Origin of the sequence: Nonomuraea sp. 3-1Str, from assembly GCF_031570565.1 — a bacterium.
GTDB lineage: Bacteria > Actinomycetota > Actinomycetes > Streptosporangiales > Streptosporangiaceae > Nonomuraea.
Map to the genome: position 1 here is coordinate 101,335 of NZ_JALHBK010000013.1, position 14,775 is coordinate 116,109.

Consider the following 14,775-nt stretch of genomic DNA (forward strand, 5'->3'; position numbering starts at 1 on the left):
CTCCTCACCCCCTCGGCCGGTCGAGCGCCAGGTTGAGCTCCAGCACGTTCACGACCGGCTCGCCCATGAAGCCCAGGCTACGACCGGTGGTGTGCCGCCTGATCAGCTCCTCCACCCGCCGGAGCGGCAGGCCGCGCTCCTTGGCCACGCGCGGCGCCTGCACCTCGGCGTACGCCACCGAGATGTGCGGGTCGAGCCCGGAGCCGGAGGCCGTCACCGCGTCGGCGGGCACCTCGGCGCGGGTGACGCTCCCGCGGACCGGGACGGTGCGGCCGGCCGCGTAGTCCTCGCCCGGCCTGGCGCACTCGACCTTGACCCCCCGGTACGCGGCGAGGAACGGCGTGGCCGGACAGACCTGGTTGACGCTGACGGCGCGGACCGGGACGCCGACGGCCGGGAACACCTTCAGCACGGCCCCCACGCCGTCGGGGGTGCAGTACGGCCGCGCCCCGGAGACGCCCTCCAGCTCACCGGCCGCCCTGGAGCGGGCGCACACCTGCGTCAGCAGCGACGTCCTGCCCTTCTCACCGGGCGCGGGCAGGACGTCCACGACGTCCTCCGGTCCGAGGTTGCTCGCGCCGGTCGCGAGCGGGTCGTAGCCGTCGCCCGCGGCGGACGGGCGGCTCTGGAAGTACGTCCTGACCGGGTGGCCGGCGGCGTCGGTGAAGGACTGGCCGACCAGGGCGCTGCCCACGGTCCGGCCGTCGCGCTGCACGAGGGAGCCGTCCGCCCGGCCCGGCAGGAGCCGGGCCAGGCCGGTGACCGCGAGCGGATAGACGACGCCGGTCACCAGCGTCAGGACGAGCAGCGCGCGCAGCGCCGCGAGGAGGCGGCGGAGCGGGCCTGGCAGGCGGTTCATGACATCCCCGGTAGGAGCTGGACGAGCAGGTCGATGAGCTTGATGCCGGCGAACGGCACCACGATGCCGCCCAGGCCGTACACGGCCAGGTTGCGGCTGAGCAGCCGGGACGCGCCGGCCGGCCGGTAGCGCACGCCGCGCAGCGCGAGCGGGATGAGCGCCACGATGACGAGCGCGTTGAAGATCACCGCGGACAGCACCGCCGACTGCGGGCTGGCCAGCCGCATGACGTTGAGCAGGTCCAGGCCCGGGTAGACGGCGGCGAACATCGCGGGCACGATCGCGAAGTACTTGGCTATGTCGTTGGCGATGGAGAACGTGGTCAGCGCGCCCCGGGTGATGAGCAGCTGCTTGCCGATCTCCACGATCTCGATGAGCTTGGTCGGGTCGGAGTCGAGGTCGACCATGTTGCCGGCCTCCTTGGCGGCGGAGGTGCCGGTGTTCATGGCCACTCCGACGTCCGACTGGGCCAGCGCGGGGGCGTCGTTGGTGCCGTCGCCGGTCATGGCGACCAGCCGCCCGCCCGCCTGCTCCTTCCTGATGAGGGCCAGCTTGTCCTCGGGCGTGGCCTCGGCGAGGAAGTCGTCCACCCCGGCCTCCTCGGCGATGGCCCTGGCGGTCAGCGGGTTGTCGCCTGTGATCATGACGGTGCGGATGCCCATGCGGCGCATCTCGTCGAACCGCTCGCGCATGCCGTGCTTGACCATGTCCTTGAGGTGGACGACGCCGAGCACCCGGCCCTGCTCCGCGACGACCAGCGGGGTGCCGCCGCTCGCGGAGATGCCGTCCACGAGGTGGCCGATCTGGTCGGTGGGGTGGCCGCCGTGGTCGCGCACCCACTTCATGACCGCGGTGGCCGCGCCCTTGCGGATCTGTTGCCCGTCCAGATCCACGCCCGACATGCGGGTCTGGGCGGTGAACGGCACCCAGTGGGCGCGGGCCAGCTCGCCGGGGGCCCGCTCGCGCAGGCCGTACGCCTGCTTGGCGAACACGACGATCGAACGGCCCTCGGGGGTCTCGTCGGCGAGGCTGGACAGCTGCGCGGCGCGCGCCAGCTCCAGCTCCGACACCCCGGGCACCGGGACGAACTCCGCCGCCTGCCGGTTGCCGAGCGTGATCGTGCCGGTCTTGTCCAGCAGCAGCGTGGAGACGTCGCCGGCCGCCTCGACCGCCCGGCCGCTCATGGCGAGCACGTTGCGCTGGACGAGCCGGTCCATGCCGGCGATGCCGATGGCCGACAGCAACGCCCCGATGGTGGTCGGGATGAGGCAGACCACCAGCGACACCAGCACGATCCCGGTGACGCCGTCGCCGTCGAGCGCGATCGAGTCGGGGACGCCGGGGTTGACGGCCTTGGCGTAGATGGCCAGCGGCTGCATGGACACCGTGACCACCAGAAAGATGATCGTCAGCGCGGCCAGCAGGATGTTCAGTGCGATCTCGTTGGGCGTCTTCTGCCGGTTGGCGCCCTCCACCAGGGCGATCATCCGGTCCACGAAGCTCTCGCCCGGCCTCTGGGTGATCTTGACGACGATGCGGTCGGACAGGACCTTGGTGCCGCCGGTGACCGCCGACCGGTCGCCGCCCGACTCGCGGATCACGGGCGCGGACTCGCCGGTGATGGCCGACTCGTCCACGCTGGCGATGCCCTCGACCACGTCGCCGTCGCCGGGGACGACCTCCCCGGCCTCGACCACGACCAGGTCGCCCTGCCGCAGCTCGGGCGCGGCGACGCTCTCCCACTCGGAGGCCTCCGGGCTCGCCAGGCGGCGGGCCACGGTGTCGCGCTTGGCGGCGCGGAGCGTGGCGGCCTGGGCCTTGCCGCGCCCCTCCGCGACGGCCTCGGCCAGGTTGGCGAACACGACGGTCAGCCACAGCCACACGACCACGGCCCAGGCGAACGACGACGGCGTGACCACGGCGAGCACCGTGGTGAAGGCGGCGCCGACCTCCACGATGAACATGACCGGGTTGCGCCACATGGTGGCGGGGCTGAGCTTGCGCAGCGCGTCCGGCAGCGACCTCAGCAGCTGGCGCGGGTCGAACAGGCCGCCGCCCTTGGCGGGCTGACGGCCGGCCAGGGCGCGTCCGGCGCCGGCGGGGTTCGCGGTCATCGCTGGATCCCTTCCGCCAGCGGCCCCAGTGCCAGCGCGGGCAGGAAGGTCAGGGCGACGAGGATGACCGTGACGCCGACGAGCATGCCGGCGAACTGCGGCCGGTGCGTGGGCAGCGTCCCGGCCGAGACGGGGACCGGCGCCTGCCCGGCCAGCGAGCCGGCCAGCGCCAGCACCAGCACGATCGGCAGGAAGCGGCCCAGCGCCATGCAGAGGCCGAGCGTCGTGTTGTGGAAGACCGTGTCGACGCTCACGCCGGCGAACGCGGAGCCGTTGTTGTTGGAGGCGGAGGTGTAGGCGTACAGGATCTCCGAGAAGCCGTGCGGGCCGGTGTTGAGCATCGCCGACCTGCCCACCGGAGTGGCCATGGCCACGGCCGTGCCGGTCAGGACCAGCACCGGGGTCACCAGGAAGTACAGCGAGGCGAGCTTGATCTCACGGGCGCCGATGCGCTTGCCCAGGTACTCGGGGGTGCGGCCGACCATGAGCCCGGCCACGAACACGGTGACCACCGCGAGCACCAGGATGCCGTACAGGCCGGCCCCGACGCCGCCGGGCGCCACCTCCCCGAGCAGCATGTTGAAGATCAGCATGCCGCCGCCGAGCGCGGTGTAGGAGTCGTGGAAGGAGTTCACCGAGCCGGTGCTGGTCAGCGTGGTGGCGGAGGCGAACAGGGCCGAGTCCGGGACGCCGAAGCGGGCCTCCCTGCCCTCCATGGCGGCGCCGATCGCCTGCGGCACCGTGCCACCCGCGCTCTGCTCCGCCCAGGTGGTCACGGCCACGCTCCCGGCGAACAGGGTCGCCATCACCGCCGCGATCGCGTAGCCCTGCCTGTCGTCGCCCACCATGCGGCCGAACGTGCGCGGCAGGCAGGAGGCGATGAGCAGCAGGAGGAGGATCTGGATCCAGTTCGTCCAGGCCGTCGGGTTCTCGAACGGGTGGGCCGAGTTGGCGTTGAAGATGCCGCCGCCGTTGGTGCCCAGGTCCTTGATCGCCTCCTGCGACGCCGCGGCGGCCGGGGTGAACGTCTGCTGCCCGCCCGTCAGCGTGGCCCAGGAGACATGGTCGCCGAACGTCTGGATCGCGCCGCCGGCCACCAGCGCCAGCGCGGCCACGAAGGCGATGGGCAGCAGGATCCTGACGGTGCCGCGTACCAGGTCCACCCAGAAGTTGCCCAGGCTGTCGCTGCTGTTCCTGGCGAAGCCGCGCACCAGCGCGATCGCGACCGCCAGGCCGACGGCCGCCGAGACGAAGTTCTGCACGGCCAGACCGGCCGTCTGCACGACGTGGCCCATCGTGGACTCGCCCGGGTACGCCTGCCAGTTCGTGTTCGTCACGAAGCTGACAGCGGTGTTCCAGGCCAGGTCGGGGGCCACCGGCTTCATGCCGAGGCTCAGCGGCAGGTGGTTCTGGAGGCGTTGCAGGCCGTACAGGAACAGGATCGAGACGACCGAGAACGCGAGCACGCTGCGCGCGTAGACGGCCCAGCGCTGCTCGCCGTCCGGCTTGACGCCTGCCAGCCGGTAGAACGCCAGCTCGGCCCGCGAGTGCCTGGTGCCGGTGTAGACCCGGTACATGTAGTCGCCGAGCGGCCGGTAGCAGATCGCCAGGGCGAGCAGGATCGAGGCGATGAACACGATCCCGGCCAGGGACGAGGGCATCAGAAGCGCTCCGGGAACAGCAGGGCCACGACCATGAGCACCACCAGGACGGCGGCCAGCGCCAGCCCCGCGGCGTTGACGGCGTTCACAGCCGCTCCACCGCCTTGACGGCCAGGCCCAGGACCACGAAGACCGCGATCACCAGGGCCAGGTAGACGACGTCCGCCATCCCCGCTCCTCACTTCCGGATATGTCCGGCCGTCCCGCTGAACGGCCCCATGACGAGCTAAGCGCGACATTTGGCGGGTTCTGCGAATCTTGACGGATTTCATACGCCAGCTGCGCGAATGTTGACGAGATCCCTACGCGACCCGCTGCCCTGACTCGCGGCGTGACGACGGCCGGGGGAGTGGCCCGTGGATGTGCTAGGCTGAACTCAGTTGCAGTTGAGGTACCCATACGAACGTGTGCGCCTGACGGTATGTAACCTTCAGGCGTATTTTTGTTTGCCGGTCATCTCCGGATGGGCTCATTACGGCGACGCGGCGTCCGCACACGGCGGACACCGGCCCTGCCAACCAGAAGGAGATCGACATGGCTAACGGAACCGTGAAGTGGTTCAACGCGGAAAAGGGCTTCGGCTTCATCGAGCAGGACGGCGGCGGCGCCGACGTCTTCGCCCACTACTCCAACATCGTCTCCCAGGGCGGCTACCGCGAGCTGCGTGAGGGCCAGCGCGTGGCCTTCGACATCACCCAGGGACAGAAGGGCCCGCAGGCCGAGAACATCGTTCCCGCCTGACCCAGGGCACACCCGAGCCGGGGCTCGCACCTTCACCGGTGCGGGCCTCGGCTCGTTTGTATGTCCGGCCGGGTCCGGTGGGCTGCGTTCCCCGCCACACCAGCGGGTCAGGGTGCCGGTCGCTGTACGTGATCTCCCCTGCGCCGCAGGCAAACCTTACAGCTCGTTTGAAGCTTCGCGAAGAGGCACCGTAAGATGCCATCCGGCATTAGACGGACGAAAGGTTCCTCTGTGACGGATGCGTTCGAGGGCGAGATCGGAAGGCTCGCCGGTGAGATCAATCAGCAGTTGGCGCGTATTCGCGAGGCATACGAAGAACTCTCCGCCACGGAGCACACGGCATGTTCCACGGACGGGATGGTGAGAGTGACTGTTGGCCGCAACGGTCAGTTACGCGGCATCGAGCTGAGCCCCCGGGCGTATCGCACCCTGTCCCCCTCGCAGTTGGCCGACGCGATCATGCAGCAGGCCGACAAAGCCACCGCCGCGGTCTCGGAGCAGAGCAAGCAGCTCTTGGAGCCACTCATGCCGGAGGGCATGCCGTACCAGGAGGTCTTCGGAGAGCGGGACATGCTCGACGCGTTCTTCCCCAGCCCTGTGAAGCCGGCCCCGTGAGCGGCTACTTCGTGCGGTTCGAGGCGCTGCGCCGACGGGCCAAGGCCTACGACCGGCTCGCGCACGACGCGGAGGAGGTGCGTGCCGACCTCCGCGCCGCCTTCGACCGGGACAGGAACACGCTCGGCCACGACATGTACGGCGCCGAACTGGCCAAGAAGCTGCCCGCGATCGAAAGCGGCATCTTCGACGCCCTGAAGACGCACATCGACGAGCTTGAGCGGGTCGCCTCGGGGCTGAACGTCAACGCCCGCACCTACGAGGGGACGGAGCCACCCTCCGTCGAGCGCAGCTGATCTTCCGTGGGCTTCGACGGGTTCCTCGTACCCGACTTCGCCAAGCCGTACATCGGCTGGGTGGTCGGCATGGACTGGCCGGAAGGGGACGAGGCCGGCTGCTTCCGGTTGGCCGACGCGTGCGTGAGCGCCGCGTACCGGCTCGTCGAGGGCACGGACGCCGAGCAACCGGGAAGCGCAGCCAAAATCGGCGCCGACTGGGACGGGGAGGCCCACCTCGCCTTCGCCGCCCACGTCAACACGGTGGTCGGCGGTCAGGTCGCCACGGTGGTCAAACGACTCGTGGAGGCCGCTGTCGCGCTCAACGGCGTGGGAGTGCAGATCCAGTACACCAAATACATGATCGAGATCACCGTCTGGCTGCTGATCGCGCAACTGGCGTATCTGCTGGGCGCGGCCCTGGCCAGTGGCGGGGCGAGTCTGGCGCTCATCCCACCACGTCTACAGATTGCCCGGATGACGGTCGCGCAGATCGCCAGGCAGTGCCTGCGCAACATGGCGCTGTTCGCCGGGATCATGGCCGGCATGGACATGGGCGTCCAGATCCTGCAGATGGTGAAGGGCCGCAGAGACGAAATCGACGTTCCCCAGCTCGTGATCTCGGCGCTGACCGGTGGTGCCATGGGCGCGCTCATGGGGCTGCTCTCCGGCGGGCTGAACCGGCTGGCCTCGCAGGCCCTGCGGGCCGGCCTGACCAGGGCCGAGATGTCCACGGCCGAGAAGCTGCTGGCCGCGGCCAGCTCGTCCCTGTACGGGCAGGCCGCGCAGTATGCCGTGACCGGCGGGATCACGACCGCGGGGACCTTGTTGGCCCAGGGGAACTTCAGCTGGGACGTGCTGGCGAAGGGCATCACGTCCAGTGCGCTCGGGGCGGACGGGCAGCACCTGGCCGGGTCCCTGCCCCATGGTGCCGACGCCTCGCCCTCGCCTCACCCGGCCTCTCCGTCCGAACATCCTCCGTCCGGCCCGGACGCCGGCCTCAAGCGCATACCCGGGCCCGACGCTGAAACGATCCTGGCGGCGGTGCAACACAACCAGGAGGCCATCAGGTCGACTGCTTGGAAGGGCCCCGACGCGCTGTTCTCACAGGCCGAATTTCCCGCGCCTCGTCTGGCTCTCAACACGGAGATGCCGCAGCCTGTCGCGTACCTCTCTGCGGGGTTGCGGCCTGATGGTTCGCCGACCTGGAAGCGGCTTGAGGCGTCGGCCGGGATGGACAAGCCCGAGCTCCATCCACCTCGTACCGTCGAGATCGGCGCCTTGGGCGAAACGGCCGTACACGACGTCAAGGTCCCGCGAGACTCGAGGGCGACGGCTCAGGCTGTGTCCGACGGCGTCCAAGGTGTCACCCCGCGGGAACGAGCTGCGATTCGCCACTGGCTGACGCAGGTGCTTTCCGACGGCAACCGCGAAACATGGACCGACCGCCTCCAAAGGGGCGTGGCGCTCGGCGTCGGTGGCGATGTCGTCTACCTCAAGCTGAGGCCGAGTGAGTTCAGGCACGTGGAGCACCCGAGCCTGGCGCCCGAGAAGCCGGTCGCCTTCGGCGGGGATGGTGTGGAGGGCAAGTCCTCGCGGGCCTCCTCCCTGGATCGGAGCGCGGGTCTGATGAGAGGGCTGTACCACTCGCCGGACGAGGCTGAGGCCAGTGCCCTGCCTCGTGCGGGCATCAGCAGTACGTCGCGCACGACCCACACGAATGGCATCGAGATCATCAGCGGTCACAAGGCCGTTTCCCCGGTGCACGACTACTTCGCCGCGGGCATCTCCCTCGACATCTACCGCAACGGTGAAATGGTCACAGAAACCGCGGCAGTCCCCGAACTGTCAGTGACCCTCCCTTTCCCTCGGCAGTTCACCCGGGAAGGGCCGCTTCTGCCCGCCGACCACCCACCGCCGCTTCCCCGCCACGAGGTTCCGATCGGAGCTGAGCACAAGTTCCGTGATCACGGAATCTCCATCACCGGGATGGACGTCACGCCCCTTGTGCTGGAGGTGCAGCGTCGGGCGCTGTCGGCGGGTGTGCCCGCGGGTGAGGTGGTCAAGATCATTGAGCACCTCACGTCCACGGTGCTCAGCGAACAGGGAATGAAGAACCGTGGCCAGTCGATGCTGTCGAGCGGGGCCGCCTCCGAGGCGGTCCGGTACAAGAGCTCCCCGCTGCGATCAGCGGAGGACTCTGTCCAGATCACCAGCCGGATCACGCGGATCGAGCCTGTCGACGGAAGCGGGCGGCCACCGATCGAGACGATGTTCCGGGACGACATGGGACGGCGCGAGAGCGAGGGGACGATACATCGGCAGGGCGCGAGCCTCAACGTTCATGCGGGTGGCAAGATAGGTGTGCCCCTGGGGAGCGGGTCGGAGGTCGTCGCCCGGGCCATTGGCGGGTTCGGCTTCGGAACGGACCATGTGGCGGGCACCAACAGGGCACACGGCAACCACACCGTCTTGACCCAGGTCCGTGACGTCACCATGTACGACGCCCACATGGTGCTGCGGGTCGAGACCGAGAAGATGGGCACGTTCGAGGTCGGGGTGAAGGCCGAGCTGCTCATACCGGCTCGCGACGCGCCCCGGATGGAGCAGGACATCTTCGGGCACGATCTCCGGCCGCCCGGCGAATTCAACGCAATCCAGCGGAAACTCGCCGATCTCCACCGGGAGGTGGACGACGTACGTAGGGAGCTCGTGCGGAGCGAACCGGATGGTGAAGATCCGGCCAGGGGCGAGCATCCGGACGGTGGCTACGACCCGCACGTGCTGGAGCCTGAGACGCTCGCGGCCGGGCGGGGGACAGGACTGGGCAGCGGCGTCCGCGTCCACTCCGAGACGCTCCTCTCCACGGAGATCCGCCGGGCTGTCGACGAAGCACTGCCCGACCTCCCGCAAGGGATCAGGCGGCAGATCATGCGGGACATCGAAAGCCGCTTCGGGGGCGTGGCCCTGGAAGCCGACCTGACGCATGCTCTACACGGGATCAGGTACGACAAGACGATCGGCGGCTACACCGTCGAGATCTTGGCCGAGGGCTCTCTCGGCCGGCGGCACGAGGTCGGCTCGACCGAAATGACGGTGAACGAGCGCAGGATCACGTCGCAGACCAACACCAGCCAGCGGGAGACCTCCGTCGCAGGCCGTGGGGAGGTGCGTGGTGTCGCGCGCGCCGAGGTGAACGACGGGTTGAAGGTCGACCCGGTGAACCTGGCTCTCACCGGGAGCGGCACGAAGGCGGAGAGTGTCGGCTTCTCCGCCGGTAACACGAGGTACGACCGCACGGAGACCAGTGGCGGCTTCACCATCACACGGGACCTCTCCTTCGACGTCAGGATGAGGACCTCGCGAAATGGCACAGAGGTGACGAACGCGTCGTGGGAGGTGCACGGCAGCAAGGCGGAGTTCCTCGTACCGTATGCCCACCTGCCGGAGGCGCCGGTGCTCGCGCAGGACGTCGCGCAGCTGGGACGTATCGAGTCGTCGATCGAGCCGCCCCGTGATGCATGGAGTCCTCGTGACGATGAGCTGTCCGCCATCGTCCGTCTGGGTGCCATGCCTGACCTGCCTCGGGCGGTGGCGGAGGCATATTCCAGGTGGGCGGGACTGCCGGTGCCTGCGGAGCGTCTGGACGTACCGCCGGTGTTCGAAACCGCCACTGACGTGATCAGGCTGGAAACCATGATCACATCTCACCCTGACGGCCTGTACTACACCGTCTCCGATCGAGGGGGATCGCGGCACGATGTGCACGTGAAGGCGCACGTGGCCGGGTTGGAGCACGTCAAGTCGGAGAACGGAGTAGAGCTCGAAAGCTACTCGAACAGTAATTCGAGGGTGACGAACAGCGAGCGCAGCAGGCAGTCCCTGGGCGGGCACGCCCGTACCGGTCTGCGCGTCACCCTCGGCAGCGATGGGGAGTCGGCGGGTCACACGCGAGGAGACGAGGAGCCCAGCGGAACCAAGCGAAAGGTCGTGGCGCGAGCGGGGGTGCATGGCACCTCGAAGCGGATGGCGCAGGAAAGCTCCTATCTGGGCGGCAGCGACGTAGCCCGGGTTACTTACGCAGATGGGAGCACCTCGCACTGGTACCGCGCGGACCTGGTTCTGGAGGTGACACCGACCAGAACCAGCGGGGAAACGGTCGAACGGGGCCCGACCACGTACGTCCGGGTGCAGGAGATCATGGACCTCGTCCTTCCGGACGAGGTGGCACGCCGTCACGGACTGGACGGCCCGGAGGCGGTGGAGCCCGCCCAGCAGGCGGGGGACACGGCCCGCGCCTACGCCGCGCCCGAGGCGGCGATGAACACCGCCTCCGTTCAGCATCTCGACGCGCATGCCGTACTCCCGAAGATCGTCGAGATGCTCCGCGACGATGGCCTTCTCTTCCCGGAGCAGGAGTTCACGAACCACCCAGTGGCGGAGCACCTGCGAGGCCACTACGGCCAGGACGCGCTCGGTACGAAATTGGGGGAGCTTCGCGGAAACGGAGTGTCATCCTGGCTGTTCGTCACAGATGAACACGGCCGAGTCACCGAACGCGTGGGTATCCGGGTCACCGCCGAGATCGGTGACGGAGTACACGTCGGTGAGCGTCCTGACACCGGCCTGATGCTCCGCAGCGAGCGCCTCGGTGGCGACTTGAGGGTGCGCGAAGTGGGCTCGGACCACGGCGCGGAGGTACTCGCGCGCTACCTGCAGTCTTCGGACGGCGATCTCAGGGGAGGCGAAGCGGGGTACGCGAACCATCGCGACTCCCACACCGCGGACGCGCAGGGAGCAGGTGTGAAAGAGATCAACCGTTACCAGACACGCGAAGCCCCGCAGGAGTTCAGGCATCCGGTCGCCTACGAGATCACGCTTGAGCGCGTCCCGGTCCGCCCTGTCCTGGAACCCATGCAGAGCGCGGCCCGCAGGATGGTGCTCAAGGTGGGCGAGGTAACCGGACACGACGGAGCCGGGAGGCTCTTCGACAGGCATGTCGGGGTCGTCTCGACGTCCAGAGCGGTCGCGAACGGCGGGCTCGGCGTGTTGGTGCCGGGACACCTCACCACGGAGGTGCCGCAGGGCACCCCGGTCGCGGCGCCTACGCCGGTCGTCGCCGCGGACCCGCGATGGGCGGAGACGGCAGGGCCCAACACCATGTCCACCACCCTGAGGGAGGGTGTCCCCAAGGGAGACGTCAGCCAGGTCGCGTTCCCGGCCGCCACACTGGTGGAGCAATGGGCGCCGATGGCCGCGGTACCGCCGAAGCTCCGGGCGGAGGTGCCCTCGCTGGCCGACCGGCCCAACGGATTCGAGCTCTCCAGCCCGGCCGGCATGTCCCTTGCCGAGGTCACCAAGGAAAGGACCATGCGCGCCCATCTGCAGCAGTTGCTCGCGCATGACTACGAGATTCCCGGGATCGGCAAGGTGGGGATCGACGTCAACGGGGCCCACGAGATCACCAGCGCGCTGGTCAAGCAACGCGTCTACGCGCAGACCATGACCACCAGCGGGCACGGCCAGGAGCGTGGCCGGGGCCAGGCGGTCCGAGGAGGCGGGTCCGCCGGATCGACCGATGGGAATCTGGGCTTCGGCGGCATCGGTGGCAGCACCAAGACGGCGGACGAAGCCGGATCGCGGAACGCCGACATCATCGAACGCAACTTCCTGGAGAAGCAGCACGAGAACACGTATCTCGAATTGGACATCTCCATCGTGCTCCATGGCAAGGGCACGCCTCTGGTGGTGGACGTTCCCGGCGGCCTCTACCTGAGGCTCACCCCTGAAGGGCTCGCCGAGTTCGACGCCGCGCATCCCGGGATGATCACGCGCTGAACCTCACCCGCGCCCACCTGACCGCCCTGCTCGACGTGCTGGGCGGCAGGTCAGCGCGATTACGGTACGACTGTGAGGCTGCGGTGCAAACCGGTGATGCGCAGCAGCCTGCTCATGTGCGGGCGCGGCGCCCGCAGGGCGAGCGCGACTCCCCGCGACCGGGCCTCGCGTTGGATGCCGACCAGGACCCCCAAGCCGGAGGCGTCGCAGAACGACACCGAGGACACGTCCACGACGAGCCGGCCGCCCTCGCAGGGCAGGGCGCGCAGCAGTCGCCGCCGGAGGGCTTCGCCGGTGAAGATGTCGATCTCGCCGGTCAGGTACACGATGGTGGTCACCGGACCGGCTCTGCCGGGACGAGCCGGCGAGAAAATGCGCATGGAAGCCTCCTGTCACAGCACAGAGAACACATGTGGGATGCCCGGCGGCCACTCAGGCCCCAAGTGTTCTATCGCCGTGGGCGACGCCGGCCCGCTGCCAACGCACAAGAAAGTCCTCGGTAGCCCGAGTCTACTCCGGTCCGTCCGCCGTGCACGGCTGTCCCGGCGCCCGCGCAGGTCATGGCGTCGTGTTCGTTCTTGCCCCGGCCCCGCCGGTGGTGGTGGGCCGCGACGCCGCGCGAGCCGCCGGGGTGTGCCGGCGGGTCAGCGCGGTCATGGCGAGCACGCCGAGGGCGCACGCGATGGGCACGGCCAGCCCCGCCCGAGCGGCCGGCCCCCACCCCGACTCCAGCGAGCCCAGCAGGACCGTCCCGGTGAGCGTGCCGCCGAGCACGCCCCCTGTCTCCTGTACGGTCCCCAGCACGCCCGCCGCCGCCCCGGCCAGCGCCGGCCGTACCCGGGCCAGCGCGGTGGAGAGCAACGGCGGCATGAGCAGCCCCATCCCGCCGCCCGTCACGAGCAGCGCTCCGGCGACCTGCCACGCCATCGCCCCGCCCCCGGAAGCGGCGCCGGCGTGTCCGGCCACGGCGTGGTCGAGCAGGAGCAGCCCGAGCAGCAGCATGGCGGCTCCGGCCACGGGCAGCCGCGCCCCCAGGCGCCCGGCCATGGCCGCCCCCCGCGCGGAGGCGGCCAGGAACCCGCCGTTGAGCGCCGTGCACACCGCCCCGGCCGCCGCGGGCCCGAGCCCGAGCCCTTCCTGGAGGTACAGCGCCAGCACGAACGACAGCCCCGCTGAGCCGCCGAACAGCAGCGCCACCGCCACCAGCCCGCCCGCGAACCCCTTCTCCCGGAACACGCCGAGGTCCAGCAGCGGCTGCCGCCCGGCGGCGGCGAGACGGCGCTGCCGGTGCGCGAACGCCCAGAGCAGGGGAGCCGAGGCCGCCAGGCACAGCCACGTCCACGCCGGCCAGCCGTGCTCGCGCCCCTGAGCCAGCGGCAGGACGACCGCCACCAGCCCGGCGGCGACCAGTCCCGCCCCGGCCACGTCCAGCCCCCGCCCGGCGCCGGCCGTGAGCCCGTCCTCCGGTCGGACAGGCGGTGCAGAGGGGAGGACACGCGCGGTCGCCACGAGCGCGGCCAGGCCCAGGGGCACGTTGACCAGGAAGCAGGCCCGCCAGCCCAGCCCCCCCGGGTCCGCCGCGATCAGCAGCCCGCCGATCACCTGCCCGCTGACGCCCGCCAGCCCCACCGCCGTGCCGTACCAGCCGAAGGCCCTGGCCCGGTCCGCCCCCTGGTACAGGCCGCCGAGCAGGGCCAGCACCTGCGGGGCGAGCAGCGCCGCGGCCACCCCCTGCACGGCCCTGGCCTGCACCAGGACCCAGGCGGCCGGCGCGGCCCCGCACGCGGCCGAGGCGAGCGTGAACAGCGCCAGGCCCGCCGAGAAGACCCGGCGCGGCCCGTACAGGTCGCCGAGCCTGCCGGAGACGACCAGCCCGGCGGCGTACGCCAGCCCGTAGGCGGCGATCACGAGCTGGGCCTCGGAGCCGTCGGCGTGCAGCCCGGTCCTGATCGAGGGGACGGCCACGTTGGCGATGAAGAAGTCCAGCGTCGTCATGAAGACGGCGACCAGCACGACGGGCAGTGCCCACCAGCGGTTCGGGGCGGCGGCCATGAGGGTGGCTCCAGGGGAGGAAGGGACGGACGGTGCGGTGGGAGAACACCGCGCCCGTCCGGTCGGTTGACCTCACCCTGGCGGCGACCGGTTATGAACCCCTGCTGACCGGCTACGGACGGCGTTACGGAAATCTCACGCCGGGTCCGCCCCGCGCACCTGAGCTCACCCCGTGGCGACTTTGACGTTCTTCATCGTGAAGTGCGAGGTGACGTTCCTGATCCGCGGGATGGTCATGACATGCCGGCTGAGGAAGGCCTCGTAGGCGGCCAGGTCGGCGACGGCCACGCGGGCGAAGTAGTCGGGGCTGCCGAACAGCCGGCGCAGCTCGACGACCGCCTCGGCCCGCGCCAACGTCTGCTCGAAGTGCTCGACGGTCTCGGCGTCCTGGGTGTCGAGCGTGAGGTCGACCAGGACCTCGAACGAGCGGCCCACGGAGGCGGGGTCGATGACCGCCCGGTACCCGCGGATGACGCCCTCGGCCTCCAGCCGCTGCACGCGCCGCAGGCACGGCCCGGGGGTGAGCCCGACCCGCGTGGCCAGCTCGACGTTCGTCAGCCGACCGTTCCGCTCCAGCTCGGCGATAATTGCTCTGTCCACCGCATCCATGTGTCGAACAT

Annotated in this window: 11 protein-coding genes; 4 read left to right on the plus strand and 7 right to left on the minus strand. The window is 70.1% G+C overall.

The annotated features are described in order from the left end of the window. Nucleotides 1-4 precede the first annotated feature (4 nt). Genes MTP10_RS21715 through MTP10_RS21730 form a run of 4 tightly spaced genes read right to left on the minus strand, consistent with a single transcriptional unit; the run spans nucleotide 5 to nucleotide 4,723 of the window. On the minus strand, nucleotides 5-859 hold the full coding sequence (locus MTP10_RS21715; protein ID WP_310711354.1) for a potassium-transporting ATPase subunit C: 855 nt from the start codon (nucleotides 857-859) through the stop codon (nucleotides 5-7). Continuing rightward, the gene (gene kdpB, locus MTP10_RS21720) at nucleotides 856-2,973 is read right to left on the minus strand and encodes a potassium-transporting ATPase subunit KdpB (protein WP_310711355.1); all 2,118 of its coding nucleotides are present in this window, start codon (nucleotides 2,971-2,973) and stop codon (nucleotides 856-858) included. The genes MTP10_RS21715 and kdpB overlap by 4 nt, the downstream gene beginning before the upstream one ends. After that, a complete protein-coding gene (gene kdpA / locus MTP10_RS21725; RefSeq protein ID WP_310711356.1) occupies nucleotides 2,970-4,634 on the minus strand; it encodes a potassium-transporting ATPase subunit KdpA in 1,665 nt (554 codons plus the stop codon). The genes kdpB and kdpA overlap by 4 nt, the downstream gene beginning before the upstream one ends. Beyond that, the gene (locus MTP10_RS21730) at nucleotides 4,634-4,723 is read right to left on the minus strand and encodes a K(+)-transporting ATPase subunit F (protein WP_310711357.1); all 90 of its coding nucleotides are present in this window, start codon (nucleotides 4,721-4,723) and stop codon (nucleotides 4,634-4,636) included. Before MTP10_RS21730 ends, kdpA begins: the two co-directional genes overlap by 1 nt. A gap of 445 nt (nucleotides 4,724-5,168) precedes the next feature. Here MTP10_RS21730 and MTP10_RS21735 point away from each other — a divergent pair, with 445 nt between their 5' ends. From MTP10_RS21735 to MTP10_RS21750, 4 genes are all read left to right on the plus strand, one after another. Next, complete coding sequence (locus tag MTP10_RS21735) at nucleotides 5,169-5,375, plus strand: cold-shock protein (RefSeq protein ID WP_310711358.1); 207 nt, start codon at nucleotides 5,169-5,171, stop codon at nucleotides 5,373-5,375. 231 nt (nucleotides 5,376-5,606) lie between these two features. Continuing rightward, entirely contained in the window at nucleotides 5,607-5,990 is a 384-nt protein-coding gene (locus MTP10_RS21740; RefSeq protein ID WP_310711359.1) for a YbaB/EbfC family nucleoid-associated protein, read from the plus strand. After that, on the plus strand, nucleotides 5,987-6,286 hold the full coding sequence (locus MTP10_RS21745) for a hypothetical protein (protein WP_310711360.1): 300 nt from the start codon (nucleotides 5,987-5,989) through the stop codon (nucleotides 6,284-6,286). Before MTP10_RS21740 ends, MTP10_RS21745 begins: the two co-directional genes overlap by 4 nt. 6 nt (nucleotides 6,287-6,292) lie before the next feature. Beyond that, nucleotides 6,293-12,103: a hypothetical protein gene (locus MTP10_RS21750; RefSeq protein ID WP_310711361.1), complete on the plus strand. Its 5,811-nt coding sequence runs from the start codon at nucleotides 6,293-6,295 to the stop codon at nucleotides 12,101-12,103. 59 nt (nucleotides 12,104-12,162) lie between these two features. Here the strand turns inward: MTP10_RS21750 and MTP10_RS21755 are convergent, their stop codons facing one another. The 3 genes from MTP10_RS21755 to MTP10_RS21765 all read right to left on the minus strand — a co-directional run bounded on the left by MTP10_RS21755 (nucleotide 12,163) and on the right by MTP10_RS21765 (nucleotide 14,764). Then, nucleotides 12,163-12,483, minus strand: a complete 321-nt coding sequence (locus MTP10_RS21755) for an STAS domain-containing protein (protein ID WP_310711362.1) — start codon at nucleotides 12,481-12,483, stop codon at nucleotides 12,163-12,165. 178 nt (nucleotides 12,484-12,661) lie between these two features. Further along, complete coding sequence (locus MTP10_RS21760; RefSeq protein WP_310711364.1) at nucleotides 12,662-14,155, minus strand: MFS transporter; 1,494 nt, start codon at nucleotides 14,153-14,155, stop codon at nucleotides 12,662-12,664. A gap of 165 nt (nucleotides 14,156-14,320) precedes the next feature. Next, entirely contained in the window at nucleotides 14,321-14,764 is a 444-nt protein-coding gene (locus MTP10_RS21765) for an Lrp/AsnC family transcriptional regulator (protein ID WP_310711365.1), read from the minus strand. Nucleotides 14,765-14,775 lie beyond the last annotated feature (11 nt).